The sequence below is a fragment of the Ideonella sp. genome, assembly GCF_041914305.1.
Lineage (GTDB): Bacteria > Pseudomonadota > Gammaproteobacteria > Burkholderiales > Burkholderiaceae_C > Ideonella.
In genome coordinates this window covers 49,018-71,177 of sequence record NZ_JAYSDQ010000009.1, presented here as the reverse complement: position 1 = coordinate 71,177, position 22,160 = coordinate 49,018, and the positions used below count along the sequence as shown (strand labels likewise).

At 67.2% G+C, this 22,160-nt stretch carries 23 protein-coding genes and 1 other RNA gene; 16 read left to right on the top strand and 8 right to left on the bottom strand.

Features of this window, described 5'->3' with window-relative positions; genetic code table 11:
• The first annotated feature begins 208 nt into the window (after positions 1-208).
• Together ACE3SG_RS13610 and ACE3SG_RS13605 are read left to right on the top strand one after the other, a co-directional pair.
• Positions 209-478, top strand: a complete 270-nt coding sequence (locus tag ACE3SG_RS13610; protein WP_374565710.1) for a hypothetical protein — start codon at positions 209-211, stop codon at positions 476-478.
• On the top strand, positions 475-618 hold the full coding sequence (locus ACE3SG_RS13605) for a hypothetical protein (protein WP_374565709.1): 144 nt from the start codon (positions 475-477) through the stop codon (positions 616-618). Before ACE3SG_RS13610 ends, ACE3SG_RS13605 begins: the two co-directional genes overlap by 4 nt.
• A gap of 350 nt (positions 619-968) precedes the next feature.
• Here ACE3SG_RS13605 and ACE3SG_RS13600 read toward each other — a convergent pair whose 3' ends face one another.
• The 6 genes from ACE3SG_RS13600 to ompA form a co-directional block, all read right to left on the bottom strand.
• On the bottom strand, positions 969-1,319 hold the full coding sequence (locus ACE3SG_RS13600; RefSeq protein WP_374565707.1) for an RNA recognition motif domain-containing protein: 351 nt from the start codon (positions 1,317-1,319) through the stop codon (positions 969-971).
• 102 nt (positions 1,320-1,421) lie between these two features.
• The gene (locus ACE3SG_RS13595) at positions 1,422-1,631 is read right to left on the bottom strand and encodes a hypothetical protein (RefSeq protein ID WP_374565706.1); all 210 of its coding nucleotides are present in this window, start codon (positions 1,629-1,631) and stop codon (positions 1,422-1,424) included.
• 466 nt (positions 1,632-2,097) lie between these two features.
• Positions 2,098-2,470: a transfer-messenger RNA gene (ssrA, locus tag ACE3SG_RS13590) on the bottom strand.
• Positions 2,471-2,485: 15 nt separating this feature from the next.
• A complete protein-coding gene (gene gph / locus ACE3SG_RS13585) occupies positions 2,486-3,151 on the bottom strand; it encodes a phosphoglycolate phosphatase (RefSeq protein ID WP_374565704.1) in 666 nt (221 codons plus the stop codon).
• Positions 3,148-3,861 (bottom strand): bifunctional 2-polyprenyl-6-hydroxyphenol methylase/3-demethylubiquinol 3-O-methyltransferase UbiG, encoded by a 714-nt coding sequence (gene ubiG / locus ACE3SG_RS13580; RefSeq protein ID WP_374565702.1) that lies wholly within the window; start codon positions 3,859-3,861, stop codon positions 3,148-3,150. The genes gph and ubiG overlap by 4 nt, the downstream gene beginning before the upstream one ends.
• Positions 3,862-3,968: 107 nt before the next feature.
• Positions 3,969-4,628: an outer membrane protein OmpA gene (gene ompA, locus ACE3SG_RS13575; RefSeq protein WP_374565985.1), complete on the bottom strand. Its 660-nt coding sequence runs from the start codon at positions 4,626-4,628 to the stop codon at positions 3,969-3,971.
• A 282-nt stretch (positions 4,629-4,910) separates the two neighbouring features.
• On the opposite strand from ompA, the gene gyrA reads away from it, so the two are divergent.
• The 14 genes from gyrA (at position 4,911) to ACE3SG_RS13505 (ending at position 19,888) form a co-directional block, all read left to right on the top strand.
• Complete coding sequence (gene gyrA / locus ACE3SG_RS13570; protein WP_374565700.1) at positions 4,911-7,553, top strand: DNA gyrase subunit A; 2,643 nt, start codon at positions 4,911-4,913, stop codon at positions 7,551-7,553.
• The gene (locus ACE3SG_RS13565) at positions 7,550-8,161 is read left to right on the top strand and encodes a DUF2059 domain-containing protein (protein WP_374565698.1); all 612 of its coding nucleotides are present in this window, start codon (positions 7,550-7,552) and stop codon (positions 8,159-8,161) included. Before gyrA ends, ACE3SG_RS13565 begins: the two co-directional genes overlap by 4 nt.
• Positions 8,162-8,180: 19 nt before the next feature.
• Positions 8,181-9,296 carry a 3-phosphoserine/phosphohydroxythreonine transaminase gene (serC, locus tag ACE3SG_RS13560; protein WP_374565696.1) on the top strand — a complete coding sequence of 372 codons (1,116 nt, stop codon included), beginning with the start codon at positions 8,181-8,183 and terminating at the stop codon, positions 9,294-9,296.
• The gene (pheA, locus tag ACE3SG_RS13555; RefSeq protein ID WP_374565694.1) at positions 9,289-10,398 is read left to right on the top strand and encodes a prephenate dehydratase; all 1,110 of its coding nucleotides are present in this window, start codon (positions 9,289-9,291) and stop codon (positions 10,396-10,398) included. Before serC ends, pheA begins: the two co-directional genes overlap by 8 nt.
• A gap of 13 nt (positions 10,399-10,411) precedes the next feature.
• A complete protein-coding gene (locus ACE3SG_RS13550) occupies positions 10,412-11,293 on the top strand; it encodes a prephenate dehydrogenase (protein WP_374565693.1) in 882 nt (293 codons plus the stop codon).
• 43 nt (positions 11,294-11,336) lie between these two features.
• Positions 11,337-13,346, top strand: coding sequence for a bifunctional 3-phosphoshikimate 1-carboxyvinyltransferase/cytidylate kinase (locus ACE3SG_RS13545; RefSeq protein WP_374565691.1), 2,010 nt, complete (start codon positions 11,337-11,339; stop codon positions 13,344-13,346).
• A gap of 152 nt (positions 13,347-13,498) precedes the next feature.
• Positions 13,499-15,220: a 30S ribosomal protein S1 gene (gene rpsA, locus ACE3SG_RS13540; protein WP_374565689.1), complete on the top strand. Its 1,722-nt coding sequence runs from the start codon at positions 13,499-13,501 to the stop codon at positions 15,218-15,220.
• Positions 15,221-15,273: 53 nt separating this feature from the next.
• Positions 15,274-15,597: an integration host factor subunit beta gene (locus ACE3SG_RS13535; protein WP_329717348.1), complete on the top strand. Its 324-nt coding sequence runs from the start codon at positions 15,274-15,276 to the stop codon at positions 15,595-15,597.
• Between the two features lie 97 nt (positions 15,598-15,694).
• Positions 15,695-16,006 (top strand): lipopolysaccharide assembly LapA domain-containing protein, encoded by a 312-nt coding sequence (locus ACE3SG_RS13530; RefSeq protein ID WP_374565687.1) that lies wholly within the window; start codon positions 15,695-15,697, stop codon positions 16,004-16,006.
• The gene (gene lapB, locus ACE3SG_RS13525) at positions 15,996-17,147 is read left to right on the top strand and encodes a lipopolysaccharide assembly protein LapB (RefSeq protein ID WP_374565685.1); all 1,152 of its coding nucleotides are present in this window, start codon (positions 15,996-15,998) and stop codon (positions 17,145-17,147) included. The genes ACE3SG_RS13530 and lapB overlap by 11 nt, the downstream gene beginning before the upstream one ends.
• A gap of 2 nt (positions 17,148-17,149) precedes the next feature.
• Entirely contained in the window at positions 17,150-17,719 is a 570-nt protein-coding gene (gmhA, locus tag ACE3SG_RS13520) for a D-sedoheptulose 7-phosphate isomerase (protein WP_374565683.1), read from the top strand.
• Positions 17,716-18,660 carry a D-glycero-beta-D-manno-heptose-7-phosphate kinase gene (gene rfaE1, locus ACE3SG_RS13515; RefSeq protein ID WP_374565681.1) on the top strand — a complete coding sequence of 315 codons (945 nt, stop codon included), beginning with the start codon at positions 17,716-17,718 and terminating at the stop codon, positions 18,658-18,660. The genes gmhA and rfaE1 overlap by 4 nt, the downstream gene beginning before the upstream one ends.
• Positions 18,657-19,229 carry a D-glycero-beta-D-manno-heptose 1,7-bisphosphate 7-phosphatase gene (gene gmhB / locus ACE3SG_RS13510; RefSeq protein ID WP_374565679.1) on the top strand — a complete coding sequence of 191 codons (573 nt, stop codon included), beginning with the start codon at positions 18,657-18,659 and terminating at the stop codon, positions 19,227-19,229. Before rfaE1 ends, gmhB begins: the two co-directional genes overlap by 4 nt.
• Positions 19,230-19,273: 44 nt before the next feature.
• Positions 19,274-19,888: a class I SAM-dependent methyltransferase gene (locus ACE3SG_RS13505; protein WP_374565677.1), complete on the top strand. Its 615-nt coding sequence runs from the start codon at positions 19,274-19,276 to the stop codon at positions 19,886-19,888.
• On the opposite strand, the gene ACE3SG_RS13500 is transcribed toward ACE3SG_RS13505, so the two are convergent.
• Together ACE3SG_RS13500 and ACE3SG_RS13495 are read right to left on the bottom strand one after the other, a co-directional pair.
• Entirely contained in the window at positions 19,861-20,955 is a 1,095-nt protein-coding gene (locus tag ACE3SG_RS13500) for a glycosyltransferase (RefSeq protein WP_374565675.1), read from the bottom strand. The genes ACE3SG_RS13505 and ACE3SG_RS13500 overlap by 28 nt on opposite strands.
• On the bottom strand, positions 20,952-22,007 hold the full coding sequence (locus tag ACE3SG_RS13495; protein ID WP_374565673.1) for a glycosyltransferase family 9 protein: 1,056 nt from the start codon (positions 22,005-22,007) through the stop codon (positions 20,952-20,954). The genes ACE3SG_RS13500 and ACE3SG_RS13495 overlap by 4 nt, the downstream gene beginning before the upstream one ends.
• Positions 22,008-22,160 lie beyond the last annotated feature (153 nt).

The window sequence follows — 22,160 nt, the reverse complement described above, 5'->3', positions numbered from 1 at the left end:
TGGAGGGAGAAAAAGTCAGCGTCATGATACTGTTTATTTGTACAGCATCTTACGCCCACCGATCGCCGATGTGAAAGAGCCCGCCCAGCGCCACGGCGCCGATGAGTTGCCGAAATACTGTATTTGTGTACAGTACCACCATCCATCGACGCAACACTGGCCACGCTGCCAGGCCACGCCGCTGCATGGCCGCAGCAGGAGAACACAGATGACCACTGACACCCACGCCGAAACGCCACCCCGCACGACCGAACAACAAGACCACGAGACATGGATCCAACTCTTCGCCAGCCGCCTGACCGCCTGCTGGCCCCGGCTGGAAGCGGCCGATGCCGAACACGTGGGCGACGGCCTTTCGCGCGAGGCCCGCTGGCGCAACATCGATCCCTCGCTGGCGGCGGAGCGCTGGATGGCGCTGGTGATGAGCACCACCCCGACGACGAAGACCTCACAGCGGCCACACGAGGTCGCCTCATGAGCCCCAGCACCCTGCATTGGCCGGCACGCAGGCACCTGTTCCGCCACACCAGCCACTCGCAACGCACGTCGCTGTGGTGGACATCGGCGGTGCTGCTCATCGCCCTGGCGGGCGCCGGCATCACCGTGGCGTTCGGATGACACCGCAACCGGGACACGCCCAGGAAAAAGGCGCTGAGAGATGAACTCGCTCAGCGCCTTGTCGTTTCGGCTGATTCAGCCGGGCATACGGGGGGAGCCGGGGTGGAAGCACCCCCAGGAATCCAACATCCATGCGGGCTGGCGAGGTGCGGTGCGAATGACGTGCGGCGGTCTGGGGCGACTACCGCGAGAGCTTGAACCGGCATCGGGGACGGCCAGTCGCCATGGTGGGCGCTCAAGGGTAGTCACTTGTGCGTTATGTTGGCCATGGAGCGCTCGCAACGGACTGAGCAGTGGGCGAAAAAAAACCGGCTCAGGAAGAGCCGGTTTTCAGAGGATGTGCGGCAAGCTCAGTAGCGACCGCCGCCGAAGCCACCCGTACCATAACCAACGTCCAAACGATTGGACGCGCGGTAGCCGGTTGGGCTGTGGGCACCTGAGGCGGTGCGATCTTCGCGGGGCCGTGCCAGGCTCACGACGATGGCACGGCCATCGACGGACATGCCATTCAAGCCATTGATCGCAGCTTGGGCAAGCTCGGCGGACGCCATCTCCACAAAGCCGAAGCCCTTGGACTTGCCGGTGTCGCGGTCCATCATGACCTTGGCGGAGGTAACGCTGCCGAACTCGCCAAAGTTGCTCTTGAGGCTGACATCGGTGACGGAATAGGGCAAGTTGCCCACGTAGATTTTGCTGCTCATGATGAGCCTTTCAGTGTCGGGGTGCATCGTCGCGATGCGTGCATGCGAACAGGACGTCCGCTGAAGAGGGAAAGCTGTTTGGGTACTGCAGCGGGCAGATCGTCAGCCCGAGGGGGGATTCGGCATGCAGGTCTGCAGCCAGCCCTGGGTGACGGCAAACAGTCGGGCGGCATCACGCGAGGCAAACGTGGTGTCCGACCTGAACACCCGGCAGTAGCTGCCTTCGCCCTCGGAGCGCTGGACCGAAAACGAGGCGCGGAAGCGGCCACCGTCGGTCGGGTGTGTCGCGGGCGAAACGACGTACTTGCCCATGGGAATAGCTTTAGTTGGAATCGGGATCAATCAGGATCGCGGGCGGCGGACCACCAGCATGAGCGTAGGGGCTCGGTTGGCTGCCGCTCAGCAGGCCAAAAGGGCGATGAGATCGCGAGGGACTCGGACAGCTGACAAAGCTTGCCACTTGGGCTTGGGCGCGGGGGAGCACCTGCTGTCGGATCTGACATTGTACCCGCGCAGGTCTTCTAGACCTGAGTCCATCAGTTCGCACGACCAGCGCCCGAGGCTGCAGCTTGCTTCCGGCAAGTAGCGGTCGCCTGCGCCGGGAGGCGCGGCGGCGACCGAAAAGACGAACGCACATGCAGCAGTGCCCCCGAAAAAAGGGGCGCTGGATGCACTCTCACGTGCGAATTACGTGCGAATCGGAGGCCAGAAGGGCCGCTTTGATCCGTTTCACACTGCCTCCCACCCATCGTTCTTCATAGGTGGAAGGCTTCTTGAATGGTGGAGCCGGGGGGAATTGAACCCCCGTCCGCAAGCCATCGCCAGGTAGATCTACATGCTTAGCTGACTGATTTGGATCTCACGTCTCCGGTCGCGCAGCAGCACGCTACCGGACACGCCAGCCACTTAGTCTCGTTCCCCAGCCCGTGGCCAACCGGGGAACCAGCCAATGTGAATGACCTCTCAGCTTCAGACCTTGCGGTCTTCAACCCGGCCCATTGGCCAACCGTTGAGAGGCTCACCGGTGTTAAGCGGCGAGAGCGTACGAAGTATCGTTCGCAGTTACTTTGTTTCCAGTGGTTTAACGAGCGAACTGGTGCTCGGCATGCCCTATCCCAACTCCGCACCCACGTCGAAACCAGGTCGGCCCCAGGATGACTCGTAGTTTAGGCCAGTTTGAGCCAATTCAAGAGGGCCTCGGGCCGATTGATGATCGCATCGGCACCCCAGGTGTCGATGCTGTCGCCCGCGCCCAGGTAGCCCCAGGCTGCCACCAGCGTGGCCATGCCGGCAGCGCGGCCGGCCTGCACGTCGCGCAGATCGTCGCCCACGTAGACACAATCGGCCGGCGCGTGGCCCAGCCGGCGGGCGGCCTCCCACAGTGGCTCGGGGTGCGGCTTGGCGTGGGGCGTCGTGTCGCCACAGATCAGCGCACCGGCGCGTGGCGACAGCCCCAGGCCTTCGGCCACCGGCACCGCAAAGCGGGTGGCCTTGTTGGTCACGATGCCCCACCCCAAGCCGGCAGACTCCAGCGCGCCCAACAAGCCGTGCATGCCATCGAAGAGGCAGGTGCGATCCAGCATGCCCTGCTCGTAGCGTGCCAGAAAGGCGTCGCGCAGGCCTTCGAAACGCGGCTCGCCTGGCGCAACGCCAAAGGCCACGCCCACCATGCCCCGCGCACCGGCGCCGACCATCGGCCGCAGTTGTTCGTACGGCATCGCCGCCAGGCCATGCTCGGCGCGCAATGCGTTGGCTGCGCCAGCCAGGTCGGGGGCACTGTCGATCAAGGTGCCGTCCAGATCGAACAGCACCGCGCGCACTTTGCGGCTCATGCGGGTCGACGGCAGGCGACGAGGTAGTTCACATCGGTGTTGGCCGACAACCAGTAGCGCTTGGTGAGCGGGTTGTATTCCATGCCCTTGAACTGGTCGACCTCGAGACCCGCGTCGCGCGCGAAGCGCGCCAGCTCGCTGGGGCGAATGAAGCGCGCGTATTCGTGCGTGCCCTTGGGCAGCAGGCCCAGCACATGCTCGGCCCCAACGATGGCAAACAGGAACGACTTCGGGTTGCGGTTCAAGGTGGAGAAGAAGACCCGGCCACCGGGCTTGACCAATTGCGCGCAGGCTCGCACCACAGACGCAGGCTCCGGCACGTGCTCGAGCATCTCCATGCAGGTGACCACGTCAAAGCTCGCGGGCTGCTCGGCTGCCAGTTGCTCGACCGCAATCTCGCGGTACTCGAGCTGCTCGGTGCCGGTCTCCAGCGCGTGCAACTGCGCCACCTTCAGCGGCTTGGTCGACAGGTCGATGCCCAGCACCTTGGCGCCGCGCCGCGCCATCGACTCGGCCAGGATGCCACCACCGCAGCCCACGTCGACCACGTCGCGGCCGGGCAGCGACGCCAGGCCGGCGATCCAATCGAGACGCAAGGGGTTGATTTGATGCAGGGGGCGGAATTCGCCGTCCGGGTCCCACCAGCGGTGCGCGAGGTCACCGAATTTGGCAAGTTCCTGCGGGTCGGCATTGACGGTCGTTTCGCTCATGGCGACATGGTAATGAACATGAGGCCGCGATCAAATGCGCAGCGCTCGTAGCCAGAAAAACAAAAACCCCGCCGAGGCGGGGTTTTGGGGCAAAACCAGCGAGCTGGTTATTGCTTGGCGCGGGTACCGACGACCTCGATTTCGACGCGGCGGTTCTTCGCCTTGCCTTCCTTGGTCTTGTTGTCGGCCACGGGCTGCTTCTCGCCCTTGCCTTCGGTGTAGACGCGGTTCTTTTCGATGCCCTTCTCGACCAGGTAGGCCTTGACGGACTCGGAGCGCTTGACCGACAGCTTCTGGTTGTAGGCGTCGGAGCCGTCGCTGTCGGTGTGGCCGACGGCGATGATGACTTCCAGGTTCACGCCCTTGGTCTTGCTGACCAGGTCATCCAGCTTGGCCTTGGCTTCGGGCTTCAGAACAGCCTTGTCGACGTCGAAGAAGGCGTCGGCAGCGTACGTAACCTTTTCGCTCACCGGAGCGGGCGGCGGCGGTGCCGGCGGCGGCGGTGCGACCGGAGCAGGCGCGGCGGCCGGCGGCGGAGCGGGCGGGGGCGGCGGGGGCGGCGGCTTCACGGCGCCATCGCAGTTTTCCGCGGCGGTGGCAGGCGTCCAGTTGGCATCGCGCCAGCACAGTTCGTTCGTGCCGTTCTTCCACACCGTGCCGTCAGCAGCGCGCCAGTTGTCGACAGACTTCTGGGCAAACGCGCTCGACATCGGAGCAGCAAGCGCGGCCGACGCGAAGAGCATCGCCACCTTGTTCAGTTTCTTCATTGATTCTCCTCTCAAGGAAAGCCGCAGTTGCCTGCGATACGTCCGAATAGGAAGCGGAAATTTCAGGGCAAACACCTGCTGAATGCGAGTGCTTGCCACCGACAACTCATTGTGCCATAGGGTGTCGGACGGGCCGTATTTTGGGCCGGTGCGCGCAGGAGAGCGCCCGCCATGTTGCGGCGCCACCACAAGACGCCGCCCGTAGAATCGTCGTTTTCGCGGCTCCCGCTGCGCACGCCCTGTGCGACGGCCCGCCAAACAGGCCCTGCCCGCCCCGCCTCGATGACTTCATTCGCCAAGGAAACCCTGCCCATCAGCCTCGAAGAGGAGATGCGGCGCTCGTACCTCGACTACGCGATGAGCGTGATCGTCGGGCGCGCCCTGCCCGATGCGCGCGACGGCCTGAAACCCGTCCACCGGCGCGTGCTGTTCGCGATGCACGAGCTGAACAACGACTGGAACCGGCCGTACAAGAAGTCGGCCCGTATCGTCGGCGACGTGATCGGTAAATACCACCCGCACGGCGACACCGCGGTCTACGACACCATCGTGCGGATGGCGCAGGACTTCTCTCTGCGCCACATGCTGGTCGATGGCCAGGGCAACTTCGGCTCGGTCGACGGCGACAACGCCGCGGCGATGCGGTACACCGAAATCCGCCTGTCGAAGATCGCCCACGAGATGCTGGCAGACATCGACAAGGAGACGGTCGACTTCGGCCCGAACTACGACGGCTCGGAGAAAGAGCCGCTGGTGCTGCCAGCGCGCTTGCCCAATCTGCTGATCAACGGCTCGGCCGGCATCGCGGTGGGCATGGCAACGAACATCCCACCGCACAACTTGAACGAAGTTGTCGATGCGTGTTTGCACCTGCTGAAGGCGCCCGAAGCGACCATCGATGAGTTGATGGAGATCATCCCGGCACCGGATTTCCCGACCGCCGGCATCATCTACGGCCTCAATGGCGTGCGCGAGGGCTACCGCACCGGCCGCGGCAAGGTGGTGATGCGCGCCAAGGTGCACTTCGAAGACATCGATCGCGGCGCGCGCCAGTCGATCATCGTTGACGAGATCCCGTACCAGGTCAACAAGAAGACGCTGCTCGAGCGCATTGCCGAGCTGGTGCACGAGAAGAAGATCGAAGGCATCAGCCACATCCAGGACGAGTCGGACAAGTCCGGCATGCGGGTGGTGATCGAGCTCAAGCGCGGCGAAGTGCCCGAGGTGGTGCTGAACAACCTGTACAAGCAGACGCAGCTGCAGGACACCTTCGGCATCAACATGGTCGCGCTGATCGACGGCCAGCCCAAGCTGTGCAACATCAAGCAGTTGCTCGAGATCTTCCTCGAGCACCGGCGCGAGGTGGTCACCCGCCGCACGGTGTTCGAGCTGCGCAAGGCGCGCGAGCGCGGCCATGTGCTCGAGGGCCTGGCCGTGGCGCTGGCCAACATCGACGAGTTCATCGAGCTGATCAAGAACTCGCCGACGCCGCCGGTGGCCAAGACGGCGCTGATGTCCAAGAGCTGGGACTCGTCGCTGGTGCGCGAGATGCTCGCGCGCGCCGAGGGCGACACCCCGGGTGGCCGCGAGGCCTATCGCCCCGAAGGCCTGCCGGCCCACTACGGCATGCAGCCCGATGGCCTGTACCGCCTGTCCGACGACCAGGCCGGCGAGATTCTGCAGATGCGCCTGCAACGCCTGACCGGGCTGGAGCAGGACAAGATCATCGGCGAGTACAAAGAGGTGATGGCGGTCATCGCCGACCTGCTGGACATCCTCTCCAAGCCCGCCCGGGTCACGACGATCATCAGCGAAGAGCTGGCCGCGCTGCGCCAGGAGTTCGGCCAGACCAAGGTCGGCGCACGCCGCTCGGTGGTCGAACACAACGTGCAAGAGCTGGGCACCGAAGACCTGATCACGCCCACCGACATGGTGGTGACGCTCAGCCACACCGGCTACATCAAGAGCCAGCCGCTGGCCGAGTACCGTTCGCAGCGTCGCGGCGGCCGCGGCAAGCAGGCCGCGCAGACGAAGGAAGACGACTGGATCGACCAGCTCTTCATCGCCAACACGCACGACTGGATCCTGTGCTTCAGCAACCGCGGTCGCGTGTACTGGCTGAAGGTGTGGGAAGTGCCGCAAGGCGGCCGTGCCTCGCGCGGCAAGCCGATCGTCAACATGTTCCCGCTGCAGGCGGAAGAAAAGATCACCGTCGTGCTGCCGCTGACCGGCGAGTTCCGCAGCTTCCCGGCCGACCACTACATCTTCATGTGCACGGCGCTGGGCACCGTCAAGAAGACGGCGCTCGACGAGTTCAGCAACCCGCGCAAGGCCGGCATCATCGCCGTCGACCTGGACCAGGGTGACCACCTGATCGGCGCCGCGCTGACCGACGGCAAGCACGACGTGATGCTGTTCTCCGACGGTGGCAAGGCCGTGCGCTTCGACGAAGACGACGTGCGCTCGATGGGCCGCAACGCCCGCGGCGTGCGCGGCATGATGCTGGACGACGGCCAATCGGTGATCGCGATGCTGGTCGCCGAAGACGAAACGCAGAGCGTGCTGACGGCCACCGAAAACGGCTTCGGCAAGCGCACCTCGATCGTCGAATACACCCGCCACGGCCGTGGCACCAAGGGCATGATCGCGATCCAGCAAAGCGAGCGCAACGGCAAGGTCGTGGCCGCCACGCTGGTGCGGCCTAACGATGAGATCATGCTGATCACCGACAAGGGCGTGCTGGTGCGCACCCGCGTCAGCGAGATCCGCGAGCTGGGCCGCGCCACGCAGGGCGTGACGCTGATCGCGCTCGACGATGGCTCCAAACTCTCCGGCCTGCAGCGCATCGTCGAGAACGATGCCCAGACCGATACCGACAACGAAGCTGAAGGCGGTTCGCCGTCCAACGAGGAAGGTGACGCATGATGCCCCGCACGATGATCAAGCCGGCGCTGCTGGCACTGGCGCTTGCCGCCGCCGCCCTGCCCGCGGCCCACGCCCAGTCGAAGAAAGAGCTGGCTGCCAAGGTGGTGGCGCTGCAGATGCCCGCCGTTGATGCCATGGCCGCCGGCATTGCGCGCGACACCGCCGGGCGCCTGATGGACGCCGCCGGCCAAGCCCTGGGCGGCGTGCCCGAAGACAAGCGCGAAGCGCTGGGCAAGCAGGTGCAGGCCGACGTGAAGGCGTTCTACGACGACATCGTGGTCCGCCTGCACGACAGCGGCGTCAAGAATGCGCCGCTGGTGCTGGGCCCCATGCTCGAAGAGAAGTTCACCGAAGACGAGCTGAAGCAGATCGCCGTCTGGCTCGAATCGCCGGCCGCGAAGAAATTTCAGCAGATGGGCGGCGAGATGCAGTCGCAGCTGTCGCGCAAGCTGGTCGAAGACACCAAGCCCGCTGTCGAGCCCAAGTTGAAGACGCTGGAGCAGACGCTGCAGAAGCGCTTCGCTCAATTCGCACCGGCCGGTGCCGCCAGCGCCCCGGGCACCGCGGCGTCTGCCGCCAAGCCCGCCGCCCCCGCCAAGAAGAAGTAAGCCCAACCAGCACGCCCGCATGCCCACAGCGCCACAACGCCCGTTCAATTTCTCCGCCGGCCCGGCCACGCTGCCTGAGCCGGTGCTGCGCCAGGCGGCGCAAGAGATGCTGGACTGGCATGGGTCCGGCATGGGCGTGATGGAGATGAGCCACCGCGGCAAGGAGTTCATCAGCATCCACGAAGAGGCGGTGAGCACCTTGCGCGAGTTGCTCGCGGTGCCTCCGAATTTCCACATCCTGTTCATGCAGGGGGGTGGGCTGGGCGAGAACGCGATCGTGCCGATGAACCTGGCCGGCCCCGCGCCGGGCGGCCTGGTCGACGTGGTGGTCACCGGCTCGTGGAGCCAGAAGTCGCTGAAGGAAGCGCAGCGCTATGCCGATGCGCGCGCCGCGGCGAGCAACGAGGCCGATGGCCGCACGGCCCTGCCGCCGCCCGCCTCGTGGGCCCTGCGCGACGGCGCGGCCTATGTGCACGTGTGCTCGAACGAGACCATCGACGGGCTCGAGATGGCCACGCTGCCGGACCTGGCCGCGCTCGGCTGCAAGGCGCCGCTGGTGGCCGACTGCTCGTCGCACATCCTGTCACGCCCGATCGACTGGTCGCGCGTCGGCGTGGCCTTTGCCGGCGCGCAAAAGAACATCGGCCCCGCCGGCCTGACGCTGGTCTTCGTGCGCGACGACCTGCTCGGCCGCGCGCTGCCGATCTGCCCGTCCGCGTTCGACTATTCGGTCGTGGCGGCCCACGGCTCGATGTACAACACCCCGCCGACCTACGCGATCTACATCGCCGGGCTGGTCTTCCAGTGGGTCAAGGCCCAGGGCGGCGTGGCCGAGATGGACCGGCGCGCGGCAGAGAAGTCCGCGCTGCTGTACAACTACCTCGACGATTGCGGTGGGTTCTACCGCAACCGCGTCGCGAAGGACGCCCGTTCACGCATGAACGTGCCCTTCTTCCTCACCAACGAAACCCTCAACGACGCCTTCCTGGCCGGTGCACGCGAAGCCGGTTTGTTGCAGCTCAAGGGCCACAAGTCCGTGGGCGGCATGCGGGCCTCCCTCTACAACGCCATGCCGCTGGCCGGGGTGCAAACCCTGGTCGGCTTCATGAAGGACTTTGCCCGCCGCCATGGCTGACGCCGCATCCCCCAACATCCAGCCCAATTTGCTGGCCTTGCGCGAGCAGATCGACGCGCTCGACCGCGAACTGCTCGAGTTGCTGAACCGCCGCGCCGGCCTGGCGCTGGCGGTCGGCGACCTGAAGAAGAAAGAAGGCTCGGTCGTCTTCCGCCCCGAACGCGAAGCGCAGGTGATCGACGGGTTGAAGTCGGCCAACCCCGGCCCGCTGGGCACCGACAGCGTCGCGCCGATCTGGCGCGAGATCATGTCGGCCTGCCGCGCGCTCGAAACGCCCACCCGCGTGGCCTACCTGGGCCCGGCCGGCACCTTCAGTGAAGAGGCGGCACTCGGGTTCTTCGGCTCGTCGATCGTGCGGGTGCTGTGCGCCAGCATCGACGAGGTCTTCGCGATGACCTCGGCCGGCGCCGCCGACTTCGGCGTGGTGCCGGTCGAGAACTCGAACGAAGGCGTCGTTGCGCGCTCGCTCGACATCCTGCTGACGACGCCGCTGTTCATCATCGGCGAGACGAGCCTGTTCGTGCGGCAGAACCTGCTGCGCAAGGAAAACACGCTCGACGGCATCGAGGTCGTCTGCGCGCACCCGCAGGCACTGGCGCAATGCCACGGCTGGCTGTCGAACCACCTGCCGCATGCCGAGCGCCGCCCGGCGTCCAGCAACGCCGAAGGCGCGCGCCAGGCCGCCCTGAACCCGAAGATGGCCGCCATCGCCAGCGTGCGCGCCGGCAGCGAATACGGCCTGCATGTGGTGGCCCCGGCAATCCAGGACGACCCGCACAACCGCACCCGGTTTGCGATCGTCACCGACCCGCACCGCCACCCGGCGCCCAAGGCCTCGGGCCATGACTGCACCAGCCTGATCGTGTCGGTGACCAACCGGCCCGGCGCGGTGCACGACATGCTGGTGCCGCTGAAAAAACACGGCGTGTCGATGACACGCTTCGAATCACGCCCTGCCCGCTCAGGCCAGTGGGAGTACTACTTCTACATCGACCTGCAAGGCCACCCCGACGAACCGCAAGTGAGCACCGCGCTGAAAGAGCTGCGCGACGCCTGCGCCTTCTTCAAGGTACTGGGCACCTACCCGCTGGACGTTCACTGACCGAATGCCGACGATGTTCAAGCAGCTGGGGCTGATTGGTTGTGGCTTGATGGGCGGCTCGTTCGCGCTCGCGATGAAGCAGGCCGGCCTGGTCGAGCGCATCATCGGCTACAGCAAGTCGCCGTCGACCACCGAGCGCGCGCGCCAGATGGGTGTGATCGACCAGGCCGCCGAATCGGCGCTGCTGGCCGTGTCGGGCTCCGACATCGTGCTGCTGGCCGTGCCGGTGGCCGCCACCGACATCACCTTTCGCGCGATCCGCCACCTGGTCAACCCCGACGTGCTGTTCATGGACGTGGGTAGCACCAAGCGCGACGTGGTCGACGCCGCGCGCCGCGTGCTGAAAGAGCGCGTCGGTGCCTTCGTGCCGGCCCACCCGATCACCGGCAAAGAGCTGGCCGGCGTGCAATACGCCGATGTCGACCTGTACAAGGACCGCCAGGTCATCCTCACGCCGATGACGCAGACGTCGCCGGTGCTGCTGGACAAGGCGCGCGCCGTGTGGACCGCCCTGGGCGCCCACGTGCAGGAGATGACGCCCGAGGCCCACGACGCCGCGTTCGCTGCGGTAAGCCACCTGCCGCACCTGCTGGCCTTCGCCTATTTCACCGGCATCCTGCAGCAGAAGGAAAGCGAGCAGTTCCTGGCGCTGGCCGGCCCCGGTTTTCGCGATTTCACGCGCATTGCCGCGAGCGACCCCGCGATCTGGCGCGACATCCTGATCGCCAACCGCGAAGAGATCCTGAAGCAGAGCGAGCGCTTCCGCGGCGCGCTGGGCGTGCTGGAGCAGGTCCTGCGCGATTGCCAGGGCGAGGCGCTGGAAGCGCTGGTGACCGGCGTCTCGCACACACGCAGCCACTGGCGCATGGGTGCCGGCAAGAGCCTGAAGAAATAGCTGTCGATCCGCCACCCGTGTTTCCCGGCCGGCCGGGCCTGTCATGTATTCAACCGCCTTCCTCGATCTCCCTCCCCTGGTTCGCGCCGGCGGCACGGTTCGCCTGCCCGGCTCCAAGAGCATTTCGAACCGGGTGCTGCTGCTGGCCGGCCTGGCCGAAGGCACGACGGCCGTGCACGACCTGCTCGATTCCGACGACACCCGCGTGATGCTCGATGCGCTCGCCGCGCTCGGCTGCCAGCTGGTGCGCCAGGGCGAGGTGCTGCAGGTCACGGGCATCGGCGGTCGGCTGCGTACGCGCGAGGCCGCGCTGTTCCTTGGCAATGCCGGCACGGCGATGCGGCCGTTGACCGCCGCGCTGGCCGTGCTGGCCGCCACGCAAGGCGGCGCGTTCGAGCTGAGCGGCGTGCCACGCATGCACGAGCGGCCAATCGGTGACCTGGTGGATGCCCTGCGCCAGCTGGGTTGCCCTGTGGCCGACCTGGGCCGCGCCGGCTACCCGCCGCTGCGCGTGGGGGATGGCGCCTCGCATGCGCTGAACACCGACGCACCGATCCGCGTGCGCGGCGATGTGTCCAGCCAGTTCCTGACCGCCTTGCTGCTGGCGCTGCCGCTGGTGACACAGGAGCGGGCGGTCACGATCGAGGTCGACGGCGAACTGATCTCCAAGCCTTACATCGACATCACGCTGCGATTGCTCGAACGCTTCGGCATCGCTGTGCAGCGTGAGCAGTACGCGCGGTTCGTCATCCCGCAAGGCTCGCGCTACCAGTCGCCCGGCAGCATCCATGTCGAGGGCGACGCGTCTTCGGCCTCGTACTTCGTCGCGATGGGCGCGATCGCCGGCACCGACGCACCGGTGCGCATCGAGGGCGTCGGGCTGGATTCGATCCAGGGCGACATCCGCTTCGTCGACGCCGCCCGCGCGATGGGTGCGCAGGTCGATGGTGGCCCGGGTTGGCTCGAAGTGCGCCGTGGCGCCTGGCCGCTGAAGGCCCTGACGCTGGACTGCAACCACATCCCCGACGCGGCAATGACGCTGGCGATGATGGCGCTGTATGCCGATGGCCCGACGCGGCTGAGCGGCATTGCCAGCTGGCGCGTGAAAGAGACCGACCGCATCGCCGCGATGGCCGCCGAGCTGCGCAAGCTGGGCGCCACGGTCGTCGACGGCGCCGACTTCATCGAGGTCTCGCCGCCCCGGCGCTGGCAGGCCGCCGCCTTGCACACCTACGACGACCACCGCATGGCAATGTGCGGTTCGCTGGCGGCCTTCCATCCGCTCGCCGGGGGCGCCGCGTTGCCGGTGCGCATCGTCGACCCGCGCTGCGTCGGCAAGACCTTCCCCGACTACTTCGAAGCCCTGTTCGACCTCGTCACCCCCGCCCCCGGTGGCGTGCCGGTGCTGACGGTCGACGGCCCCACGGCGTCCGGCAAGGGCACGCTGGCGGCTGAGCTGGCCCACAAGCTCGGCTACCACCTGCTCGATTCCGGCGCGCTGTACCGCGCCACCGCCCTGGCCGCGCAGGACGCCGGCATCTCGCTCGAAGACGAGCCCGCGCTGGCCGCGCTGGCCGCCCGGCTGGAAGTGCATTTCACCGGCCACCAGGTGTTCCTGGCCGGGCGCGACATCACCGACCCGCTGCGGCTCGAATCCACCGGCGGCATGGCGTCGCGCGTGTCCGTGCACCCGGCGGTGCGCAAGGCCCTGCACGGCCTGCAGCTGAGCTTCCGCCGCGCCCCGGGCCTGGTGGCCGACGGGCGCGACATGGGCACCGTCGTCTTCCCCGAGGCCGACCTCAAGGTCTTCCTCACCGCAAGTGCCGATGCACGTGCCGAGCGGCGCTATAAGCAATTGATTTCCAAGGGAAATTCCGCTAATATCGACAGTCTTCGCGCTGATTTGCAGATGCGTGACGAGCGGGACAAGAACCGCGCCGTCGCCCCGCTGAAGCCGGCCGAAGACGCGATGCTGCTGGACAACTCCAGCCTCTCGGTTGAATCTTCAGTCGAGCAGGTGATGGGTTGGTGGCAACAGCGCCGACCTTTCTGAGCGCAAGTCAGACGGGTCGTTAACCGGGCCCACCGCCCTTCCCTCCCGGCCTGCACGGCCAATCGAGGGCGGTGAACTCATCAACCTAACCCCTGCGGTGTCACGCACCGCAAGCCGCCGGTTCATTGCAAACCGGCCCCAAGGAAATCCACATGTCCCAGACTCAAGTCGCCGCCAGCACCGGTGGTGAATCGTTCGCCGCCATGTTCGAGGAAAGCCTGCAGCGCTCTGAAATGCGCTCGGGCGAGGTCATCACCGCCGAGGTGGTGCGCATCGAGCACAGCTTCGTGGTCGTCAATGCCGGCCTGAAGAGCGAAGCTTATGTGCCGATCGACGAATTCAAGAACGACACGGGCGAGATCGAAGTCCAGGTCGGCGACTTCGTGTCGGTGGCCATCGACGCGGTCGAGAACGGCTACGGCGACACCATCCTGTCGCGCGACAAGGCCAAGCGCCTGGCCTCGTGGCTCTCGCTGGAAACCGCGCTGGAATCCGGCGACTTCGTCACCGGCACCGTGTCCGGCAAGGTCAAGGGCGGCCTGACCGTCCTGGTCAACGGCATCCGCGCCTTCCTGCCCGGCTCGCTGCTCGACACGCGCCCGGTCAAGGACATGAGCCCGTTCGAGGGCAAGACCATGGAGTTCAAGGTCATCAAGCTCGACCGCAAGCGCAACAACGTGGTGCTGTCGCGCCGCGCTGTCGTCGAAGCCTCGATGGGTGAAGAGCGCGCCAAGCTGCTCGAGACCCTGCAGGAAGGCGCCATCGTGAACGGCGTGGTCAAGAACATCACCGAATACGGTGCGTTCGTCGACCTGGGCGGCATCGACGGCCTGCTGCACATCACCGACATGGCCTGGCGCCGTGTCCGTCACCCGAGCGAAGTGGTCACCGTCGGCCAGGAACTGCAGGCCAAGGTCCTGAAGTTCGACGCCGAGAAGAACCGCGTCTCGCTGGGCATCAAGCAGCTGGGCGACGATCCGTGGCACGGCGTCTCGCGCCGCTACCCGCAGGGCACGCGCCTGTTCGGCAAGGTCACGAACATCGCCGACTACGGCGCCTTCGTCGAGATCGAGCCGGGCATCGAAGGCCTGGTGCACGTCTCCGAAATGGACTGGACCAACAAGAACGTCGCTCCGTCCAAGGTCGTGACCCTGGGCGAAGAAGTCGAAGTCATGGTCCTCGAGATCGACGAAGACAAGCGCCGCATTTCGCTGGGCATGAAGCAGTGCAAGGCGAACCCGTGGGAAGAGTTCAGCGCCACCGTCAAGCGCGGCGACAAGGTCAAGGGCCCGATCAAGTCGATCACCGACTTCGGCGTCTTCGTGGGCCTGGCCGCCGGCATCGACGGCCTGGTGCACCTGTCCGACCTGTCGTGGCACGAAGCCGGCGAAACCGCCGTGCGCAACTACAAGAAGGGCCAGGAAGTCGAGGCCGTGGTGCTGGGCATCGATGTCGAGCGCGAGCGCATTTCGCTGGGCATCAAGCAGCTCGATGGCGACCCGTTTGCCACCTTCACCTCGGTCAATGACCGCGGCATGATCGTCAACGGCGTGGTCAAGACCGTCGACCCGCGTGGCGCCGAAGTGCAACTGGCCGACGACGTGCTGGGCTACCTGCGCGCCTCCGAAATCAGCCGCGACCGCGTCGAAGACGCCCGCAACGTGCTGAAGGAAGGCGACGAAGTCTCGGTGATGATCGTCAACGTCGACCGCAAGACGCGCAACATCCAGCTGTCGATCAAGGCCAAGGACCAAGCCGACCAGCAAGAAGCGATGCAGCGCCTGTCGCAATCGAACGAGCGCGAAACCGCCGGCACCACCAGCCTGGGCGCCCTGCTGCGCGCCAAGCTGGACAACCAAGGCAACAACGGCTGATCTACAGCCGACCTTCGTTTGCTGTCATAACCCGCTGACCAAGACGACGCCCCATGACCCGTTCCGATCTCGTTGCCAAGCTCGCGGATCGTTTCGCGCAACTGACGCAACGCGACACCGAGTTCGCGGTCAAGACGATCCTCGACGCGATGTCCGACGCGCTGGCGCGCGGGCACCGCATCGAGATCCGGGGCTTCGGCAGCTTCTCGATCAACCGTCGCCCGCCGCGCGTGGGCCGCAACCCGCGCAGCGGCGAGCAGGTGACGATCCCCGAGAAGCTGGTGCCGCACTTCAAGCCGGGCAAAGCCTTGCGCGAAGGCGTGGACGCCAGCCTGCCGGCCGAAACGCCGGTGGCGGAAGAAGCCCCGAGCGTTTGATCCAGCGTTGCTGCAGCAACAACCAGGGCCCCGCAAGGGGCCCTTTTCATTTCCGCACGCCGATCGCACCGCGAGCCTGTTCGTAGAATCGGCGGCAATGCGCATCCTCACCTGGCTCGCCCGCGCCTTCATCTTCTTTTCGCTGTTCGCCTTCTCGCTGCACAACCAGCAGCCGGCATCGGTGAACTGGGCGTTCGGCTACGCGTGGAACGCACCGATGGTCATCATCGTGCTGGCCGCGTTTGCCGCGGGCACCGTGTTCGGCGTGCTGGCGATGACCCCCAGCTGGTGGAAGCACCGCCGCCTGGCCCGCAAGCATGCGCCGGACGCCGGCCTGACCCAACCGCCCCCGACGCCCGCCGAGGCCACGCGCGAACCGCAGCAACCCGTGATCCCCGATGGAGTTTGACCTGCTGTATTGGTGGCTGCTGGCCTTGCCGGCGGCCTTTGCGGTGGGTTGGCTGGCATCGCGGCTGGACCTGCGCCAGCTCAAGCGCGAGAACCGCGAATCGCCCAAGGCCTACTTCAAGGGCCTGAACCTGCTGCTCAACGAACAGCAGGACAAGGCGATCGACGCCTTCATCGAGGCCGTGCAGCACGACCCCGACACCAGCGAGCTGCACTTCGCGCTCGGCAACCTGTTTCGCCGCCGCGGCGAATTCGAGCGCGCGGTGCGCGTGCACCAGCACCTGCTGGGCCGCTCCGACCTCGCCGTGAGCGAACGCGACCGTGCGCAGCATGCGCTGGCGCAAGACTTCATGAAAGCCGGCCTGTTCGACCGCGCCGAGCAGGCCTACCGCGCACTCAAGGGCACCGCCTTCGACACCGAGGCTCAGTTGGCGCTGCTGAACCTGTACGAGCGGTCGCGCGACTGGTCGGCCGCCGCCGAGACCGCCGCCGCGCTGGAGCGCAGCGGCACCGGCTCGTTCGGCATCCGCATCGCCCACCACTGGTGCGAGCTGGCGCTTGAGGCCGATGCCAAGGGCCTGCACGAAGCGGCCGACGCCGCCCTCGCCAAGGCCCGCGCCGCAGCCCCGCACGCACCGCGCCCCTTGCTGCTGGCCGGCCAGCGCCTGGCCAAGGCCGGCCGCCATGCCGAGGCCATCACCGCCTGGGACGACCTGCGCCTGCGCGACCTCGCCAGCTTCGTGCTGGTGGCCGGCGACTACGCCGACAGCGCATTGGCTTGCGGCCAGGCCGCCGCGGCCCGCCAGCGCCTGCAGGCGGCCTATGAACTGGCGCCGGGGCTCGACCTGCTGCGCGCCCGCGCCCGCGTCGAAGGCCACACGCTGAACGACGACGCCACGCTGCTGCCGCATCTGCGCCAGCAGCCCACCCTCAGCGCTGCCCAGGCCGTCCTGGCCCGCCCGGTCGAGCAGTGGAACGCCGAAGCCGCCCAGGCCGTCGGCGAGGCGGTGGCACGCGCCGCCAAACCCCAGCAGCGCTACCGTTGCGCCGCCTGCGGCTTCGAGGCCCAGCGCTATTTCTGGCAATGCCCCGGCTGCCTGACCTGGGACAGCTTCCCGCCGCGCCGGGTGGAGGAACTCTGACCATGACGTCGCTCTACCTGGCCAACCTGGCCGAGCACCAACGCACGTTCGAGAAGCTGGCCGCGCTCGACGCCGATGTGGCCCGCGCCGGCTCGTTGATCGCGCAGTGCCTGGCCAAGGGCGGCAAGCTGCTGTCGTGCGGCAACGGCGGCTCGGCCGCCGATTCGCAGCACATCGCGTCAGAGCTGACCGGCCGCTTCATCAAGGAGCGCAAGCCGCTGGCCGCCATCTCGCTGACGACCGACAGCTCGGCGCTCACCTGCATCGGCAACGACTACTCGTTCGACGAGGTCTTCGCCCGCCAGGTGCGTGCGCTGGGCCGCGCGGGTGACGTGCTGATCGCGATCTCGACCTCGGGCAACTCGGCCAACGTGCGCCGCGCCGTCGACGACGCGCGCGCGCTGGGCATGCCCGTCATCGGGCTGCTCGGCCGCGACGGTGGCGCGATCAAGCCGCTGTCGGACGTGGCCATCGTCGTGCCCAGCGATGCCACCGCGCGCATCCAGGAAGCGCACATCCTGATCATCCACACGCTGTGCGGGCTGATCGAGCAGGAACTGAAGCTGGTATGAACGCCTGGGCTGCGCTGCCCTCGCGCCATCAGCTGGCCACCAGCCGCGTGCTGGTGGTCGGCGACGTGATGCTGGACCGTTACTGGTTCGGCGCGGTCGACCGCATCTCGCCCGAAGCGCCAGTGCCGGTCGTGCGCGTCACCAGGGAAGAAGATCGCCTCGGCGGCGCTGCCAACGTCGCCGTCAACGTGCAGTCGCTCGGCGCGCAAGCCACTTTGCTCACCGTCGTTGGTGAGGACGAGGCCGCGAGCCGGTTGGAGAAATTGCTCGCCGAGCGCGGCATCCGCACTGCACTCGGCCGTGACCCGCAGCTGAAGACCATCGTCAAGCTGCGCGTGATCGGCCGCTCGCAGCAGCTGATCCGTGTCGATTTCGAGAACACGCCGGACCACGAGGTGCTGGCGCAGATGCTGGCGGCCTTCGACACCGAACTCGCACAGCACGAGGCGGTGATCTTCTCCGACTACGGCAAGGGCGGCCTCGCCCACATCCCGCAGATGATCGAGCGCGCCCGCGCCGCCGGCAAGCCGGTGCTGATCGACCCCAAGGGCCACGACTATGCACGTTATGCCGGCGCCACGCTGCTGACGCCCAACCGCGGCGAGCTGGCCCAGATCACCGGCCCCTGGCGCGACGAGGCCCACCTGGCCGAGCTGGCCCAGGCGATGCGCACGCAGCTGCAGCTGCAGGCCCTGCTGCTGACACGCTCGGAAGACGGCATGACGCTGTTCGACGCCGCCGGCGCACGCCACGTGCCAGCGGAGGCCCGCGAGGTGTTTGACGTCACCGGCGCCGGCGACACCGTGATCGCCGCGCTGGCCGCGCTGGCCGGCGCCGGCATGCCGCTGCGCGACGCGGTGCCCTGGGCCAACCATGCCGCGAGCATCGTGGTCGGCAAGTTCGGCACCGCGAGCGTCAGCTACGACGAGTGGGCCCAGTGACAGCACCGCGCCCGGCCGCCTTCCTGGACCGCGATGGCGTGATCAACGTCGAGCGCGACTACGTCTACCGTGTCGAAGATTTCGAACTGCAGCCTGGCGTGGTCGAAGCCCTTGCAGCCTTGCAGCGCGCCGGCTACGCGCTGGTGGTGGTGACGAACCAGGGCGGCATCGCGCTGGGCCTGTACGGCGAAGCCGAGATGCAGCACCTTCACACGCACTTGCGTGGGCTGCTCGCTGAAGCGGGTGTGCAGCTGGACGGCATCTACCACTGCCCTCACCACCCGCGCAGCCCAAACCCCGCGATGCGGGGGCCCTGCGCCTGCCGCAAGCCGGCGCCCGGCATGCTGCTTCAGGCCGCCCGCGAGCTGCAGTTGGACCTGACGCGCTCGCTGCTGGTGGGCGACAAGGCCGGCGACGTCGCCGCGGGACGCGCCGCCGGTGTCGGCCAGAACTTTCTGGTGCGCAGCGGGCATGTCTTGAGCGATACCGACGTGGCCCAGGCCGACGCGGTCTACGACGACTTGCTCGAGCTGGTTCAACGCCGGCTGGGGCCTGCGTTGCGGGCCTGAGAAGCCGCCCCTTTCCCGCCCCTCAACCGACACTGACGACGACGATGCAAGTCGATGCCTCTCACTACCAGTTCGAGCGTTATGTCGACATCCGGCGTTGGTGCAGCTATTGGCACCAGCTGCGCGAGGTGCTGGCGCTGAACCCGAAGTCAGTGCTCGAAGTCGGTGTTGGCACCGGCATCAACAGCTTGCTGCTGCGCCAGCTCGGCTGTGAAACCTCGACGATGGACATCGACCCGGCGCTGAAGCCGACGCACGTGGGCAGCGTCACCGCGATGCCTTTGGCAGACGCCAGCTACGACGTGGTCGCGGCCTTCCAGGTGCTCGAGCACCTGCCGTATGAAGACTTCCGCACCGCAGTGTCCGAGCTGCGCCGCGTGGCCACCAGCCACGTCGTGCTGTCGTTGCCGGACGCGCACAAGATGCTGACCTTCGTGCTGCCGCTGCCATTCGGCGGCGAGCGCCGCTTCCAGATCCCGAAACCGCGCTGGCGCGCCCGCGTGCACCGCATCACCGGCGAGCACCAGTGGGAGATCAACAAGCGCGGCTACCCGGTATCGCGCATCGTCGGGGATCTCGAAGCCTCAGGGCTGACCGTGTTGCGCACCTTCCGCGCGCCCGAGAACCCGTATCACCGCTTCTTCATCTGCCGCAAATAGACGGCCAGGTTGCCCTCGACCATCGCGTCGATCGAAAACTGCTTTTCCACCCACTGGCGCCCGGCCACCCCCATGCGCTTGCGGCGCTCGCCCGAATCGAGCAGCTCGTTCAGCGCGTGGGCCAACCCGGCCACGTCGCCGGGCTCGATCAACTCGCCATTGAGGCCCGGCTGCACGATCTCGGGGATGCCGCCGGCGCGACCGGCGACGATGGGCACGCCGCAGGCCGAAGCCTGCAACAAGGCCACGCCCAGGCCCTCCATGTAGGCCGGGTGCGCCAGCACGTCCAGGCAGGGCAGCACACGGTCGAGGTCGCCCCGGAAACCCGGCAGCTGCACGCGGGGCGTCAACAGGGGGTCAGCGGCCACGCGTTGCTGTATCGCCTCGACCAAAGGCCCCTGGCCCAGCAGCAGCACGCGCGCCTCGGGGTGGCGGGCCAACACGGCCGGCAACGCGTCAAGCAGCGTCGCATGGCCCTTGCGTTCGATGAACTGGGCCACCATGCCGATCACCAGCGCGTCTTCGGGCAGCTTGAATTCTTCGCGGAACCAGCGCAGCTCTCCGCGCCCCGGCCGGTACTGCGCGGTGTCGACCGCGCTCGGCACGCAGGTGATGCGCTGCTCGGGCACGCCTTCGCGCAGCAGCACCTCGCGAATGCCCTGCGAAATGGTCACCACATGGTGCGGCAGGCGGTATTTCAACGCCGCCCACAGCTTGGACTCGGGGTTGTCGACGCGGCGGCTCAACACCGTCGACACGCCATGCAGACGGCCAGCCAAGGCCCCCCAGGTGTCGCAGCCGCGGCGGCTGTGCAGGTGCAGCACATCGGGCTCCATCTCGCGCATCAGTTGCCGCAAGCGCCCGACCAGTCCGATGTCGGCGTCGCCACCCATGGGGATCTCGTGCACCGGCAGCCCCAAGCCGCGCACCGCCGTGGCGATGGCACTGCCCTGCGGACAAGCGAGCGCTACGTCGACGCCGCGTTGGGCCAGCCCGCGCATCAGGAACACGACCTGCAAGGCGCCGCCGTACAAGTGCCTGCCGGCCTCGACGTGCAAGACCTTCATGCGGTGGCCCCCTGCAGTTGCCGCCGCACCTGGGCCATCACCAACTCGACCGTCCAATGCCGCATGCAGTGGAACGCGCCGCCACAGGTCGGGTGTCGGCGGCAAGGCGAGCAGTCCATCGGTTCATAAAGAATCGCCGTGCGGGGCGAGCCAGTGTCGAGGTACGGCCGGGTCGAGCCGAACAGCCCCACCGTCGGCACGTCTAGCGCAGTGCCCATGTGCGTCAGCCCGGTGTCCACACCGACCAGCAGTGCGCTGTCGGCAATCGCAGCGACGGTCTCGTCCAGTTTCAGCTGGCCAACCAGGTTGACGAGCGTGGGGCAGGCAGCGGCGATGCGCACGGCCGCTTCGCGGTCGGACGGCCCGCCCATCAGCACCGGCACCAGCCCGTCGGCATGCAGCGCGCCGGCCAATGCGGCCCAGCGGTCCTCGAACCAGTGCTTTTGCGGCCGGGTCGTGAACGGGGCCAACACGGCAAATCGGCTGGCCGGCCCCACCGCGACGCCGGCGGCTGCCAAAGTGGCGCGGGCCACATCGCGCGGCCCACTCCCCACCGCCAGGTCGAGCTGGAAACTGCCCGGCGGCGCGCCCAGGTAGTCGGCCAGGTCGCGGTACTCGTGGCTCATGCGCGGGTCATCGCCTTCGCGCGGGCCGACCCGCTCGGTCATCAGCCATTGGCTGCCTTCGCGCGACAGCAGCCCCACACGCCTGGGCGCTCCCGCCAACCAACCCAGGAGGCCGCTTTTCAACAGCCCCTGCGCATCGAGCATCAGGTCGAACTGGCGGGCCCGCAGCTCGGCCCGAAAGCGACGCACGGTGCGCCACAGTTCGCCATAGCGGCGCTCCTTCCACAGCTGTTGCCAGGTGGCCCGCGGCCAGGGGATCACCTCGTGCAGCTGCGGGTTGTGGCGCAGCAAGGGCACGGTCGTCGGTTCGGTCAGCCAGCTGATCTGCGCATCGGGCCAACGCGAGCGCAGCGCCGGGATCAGCCCCGAGGCCATCACCACGTCGCCGATGGCACTCAGGCGCACGATCAGGATGCGCTGGCTCACGCGAAGCGGCAGCGCTCGGGGCAGCGCAGCAAGAACGGGCAAGGCGGCATGCGAAACGACAGAAACATCGGGGGTGTTTGGCGCATCAATCGCCGGGCGAGCGGCATTATCACGGGGGCGAGACTTCCACCGCAGGAATGGCGGTATGGCCCG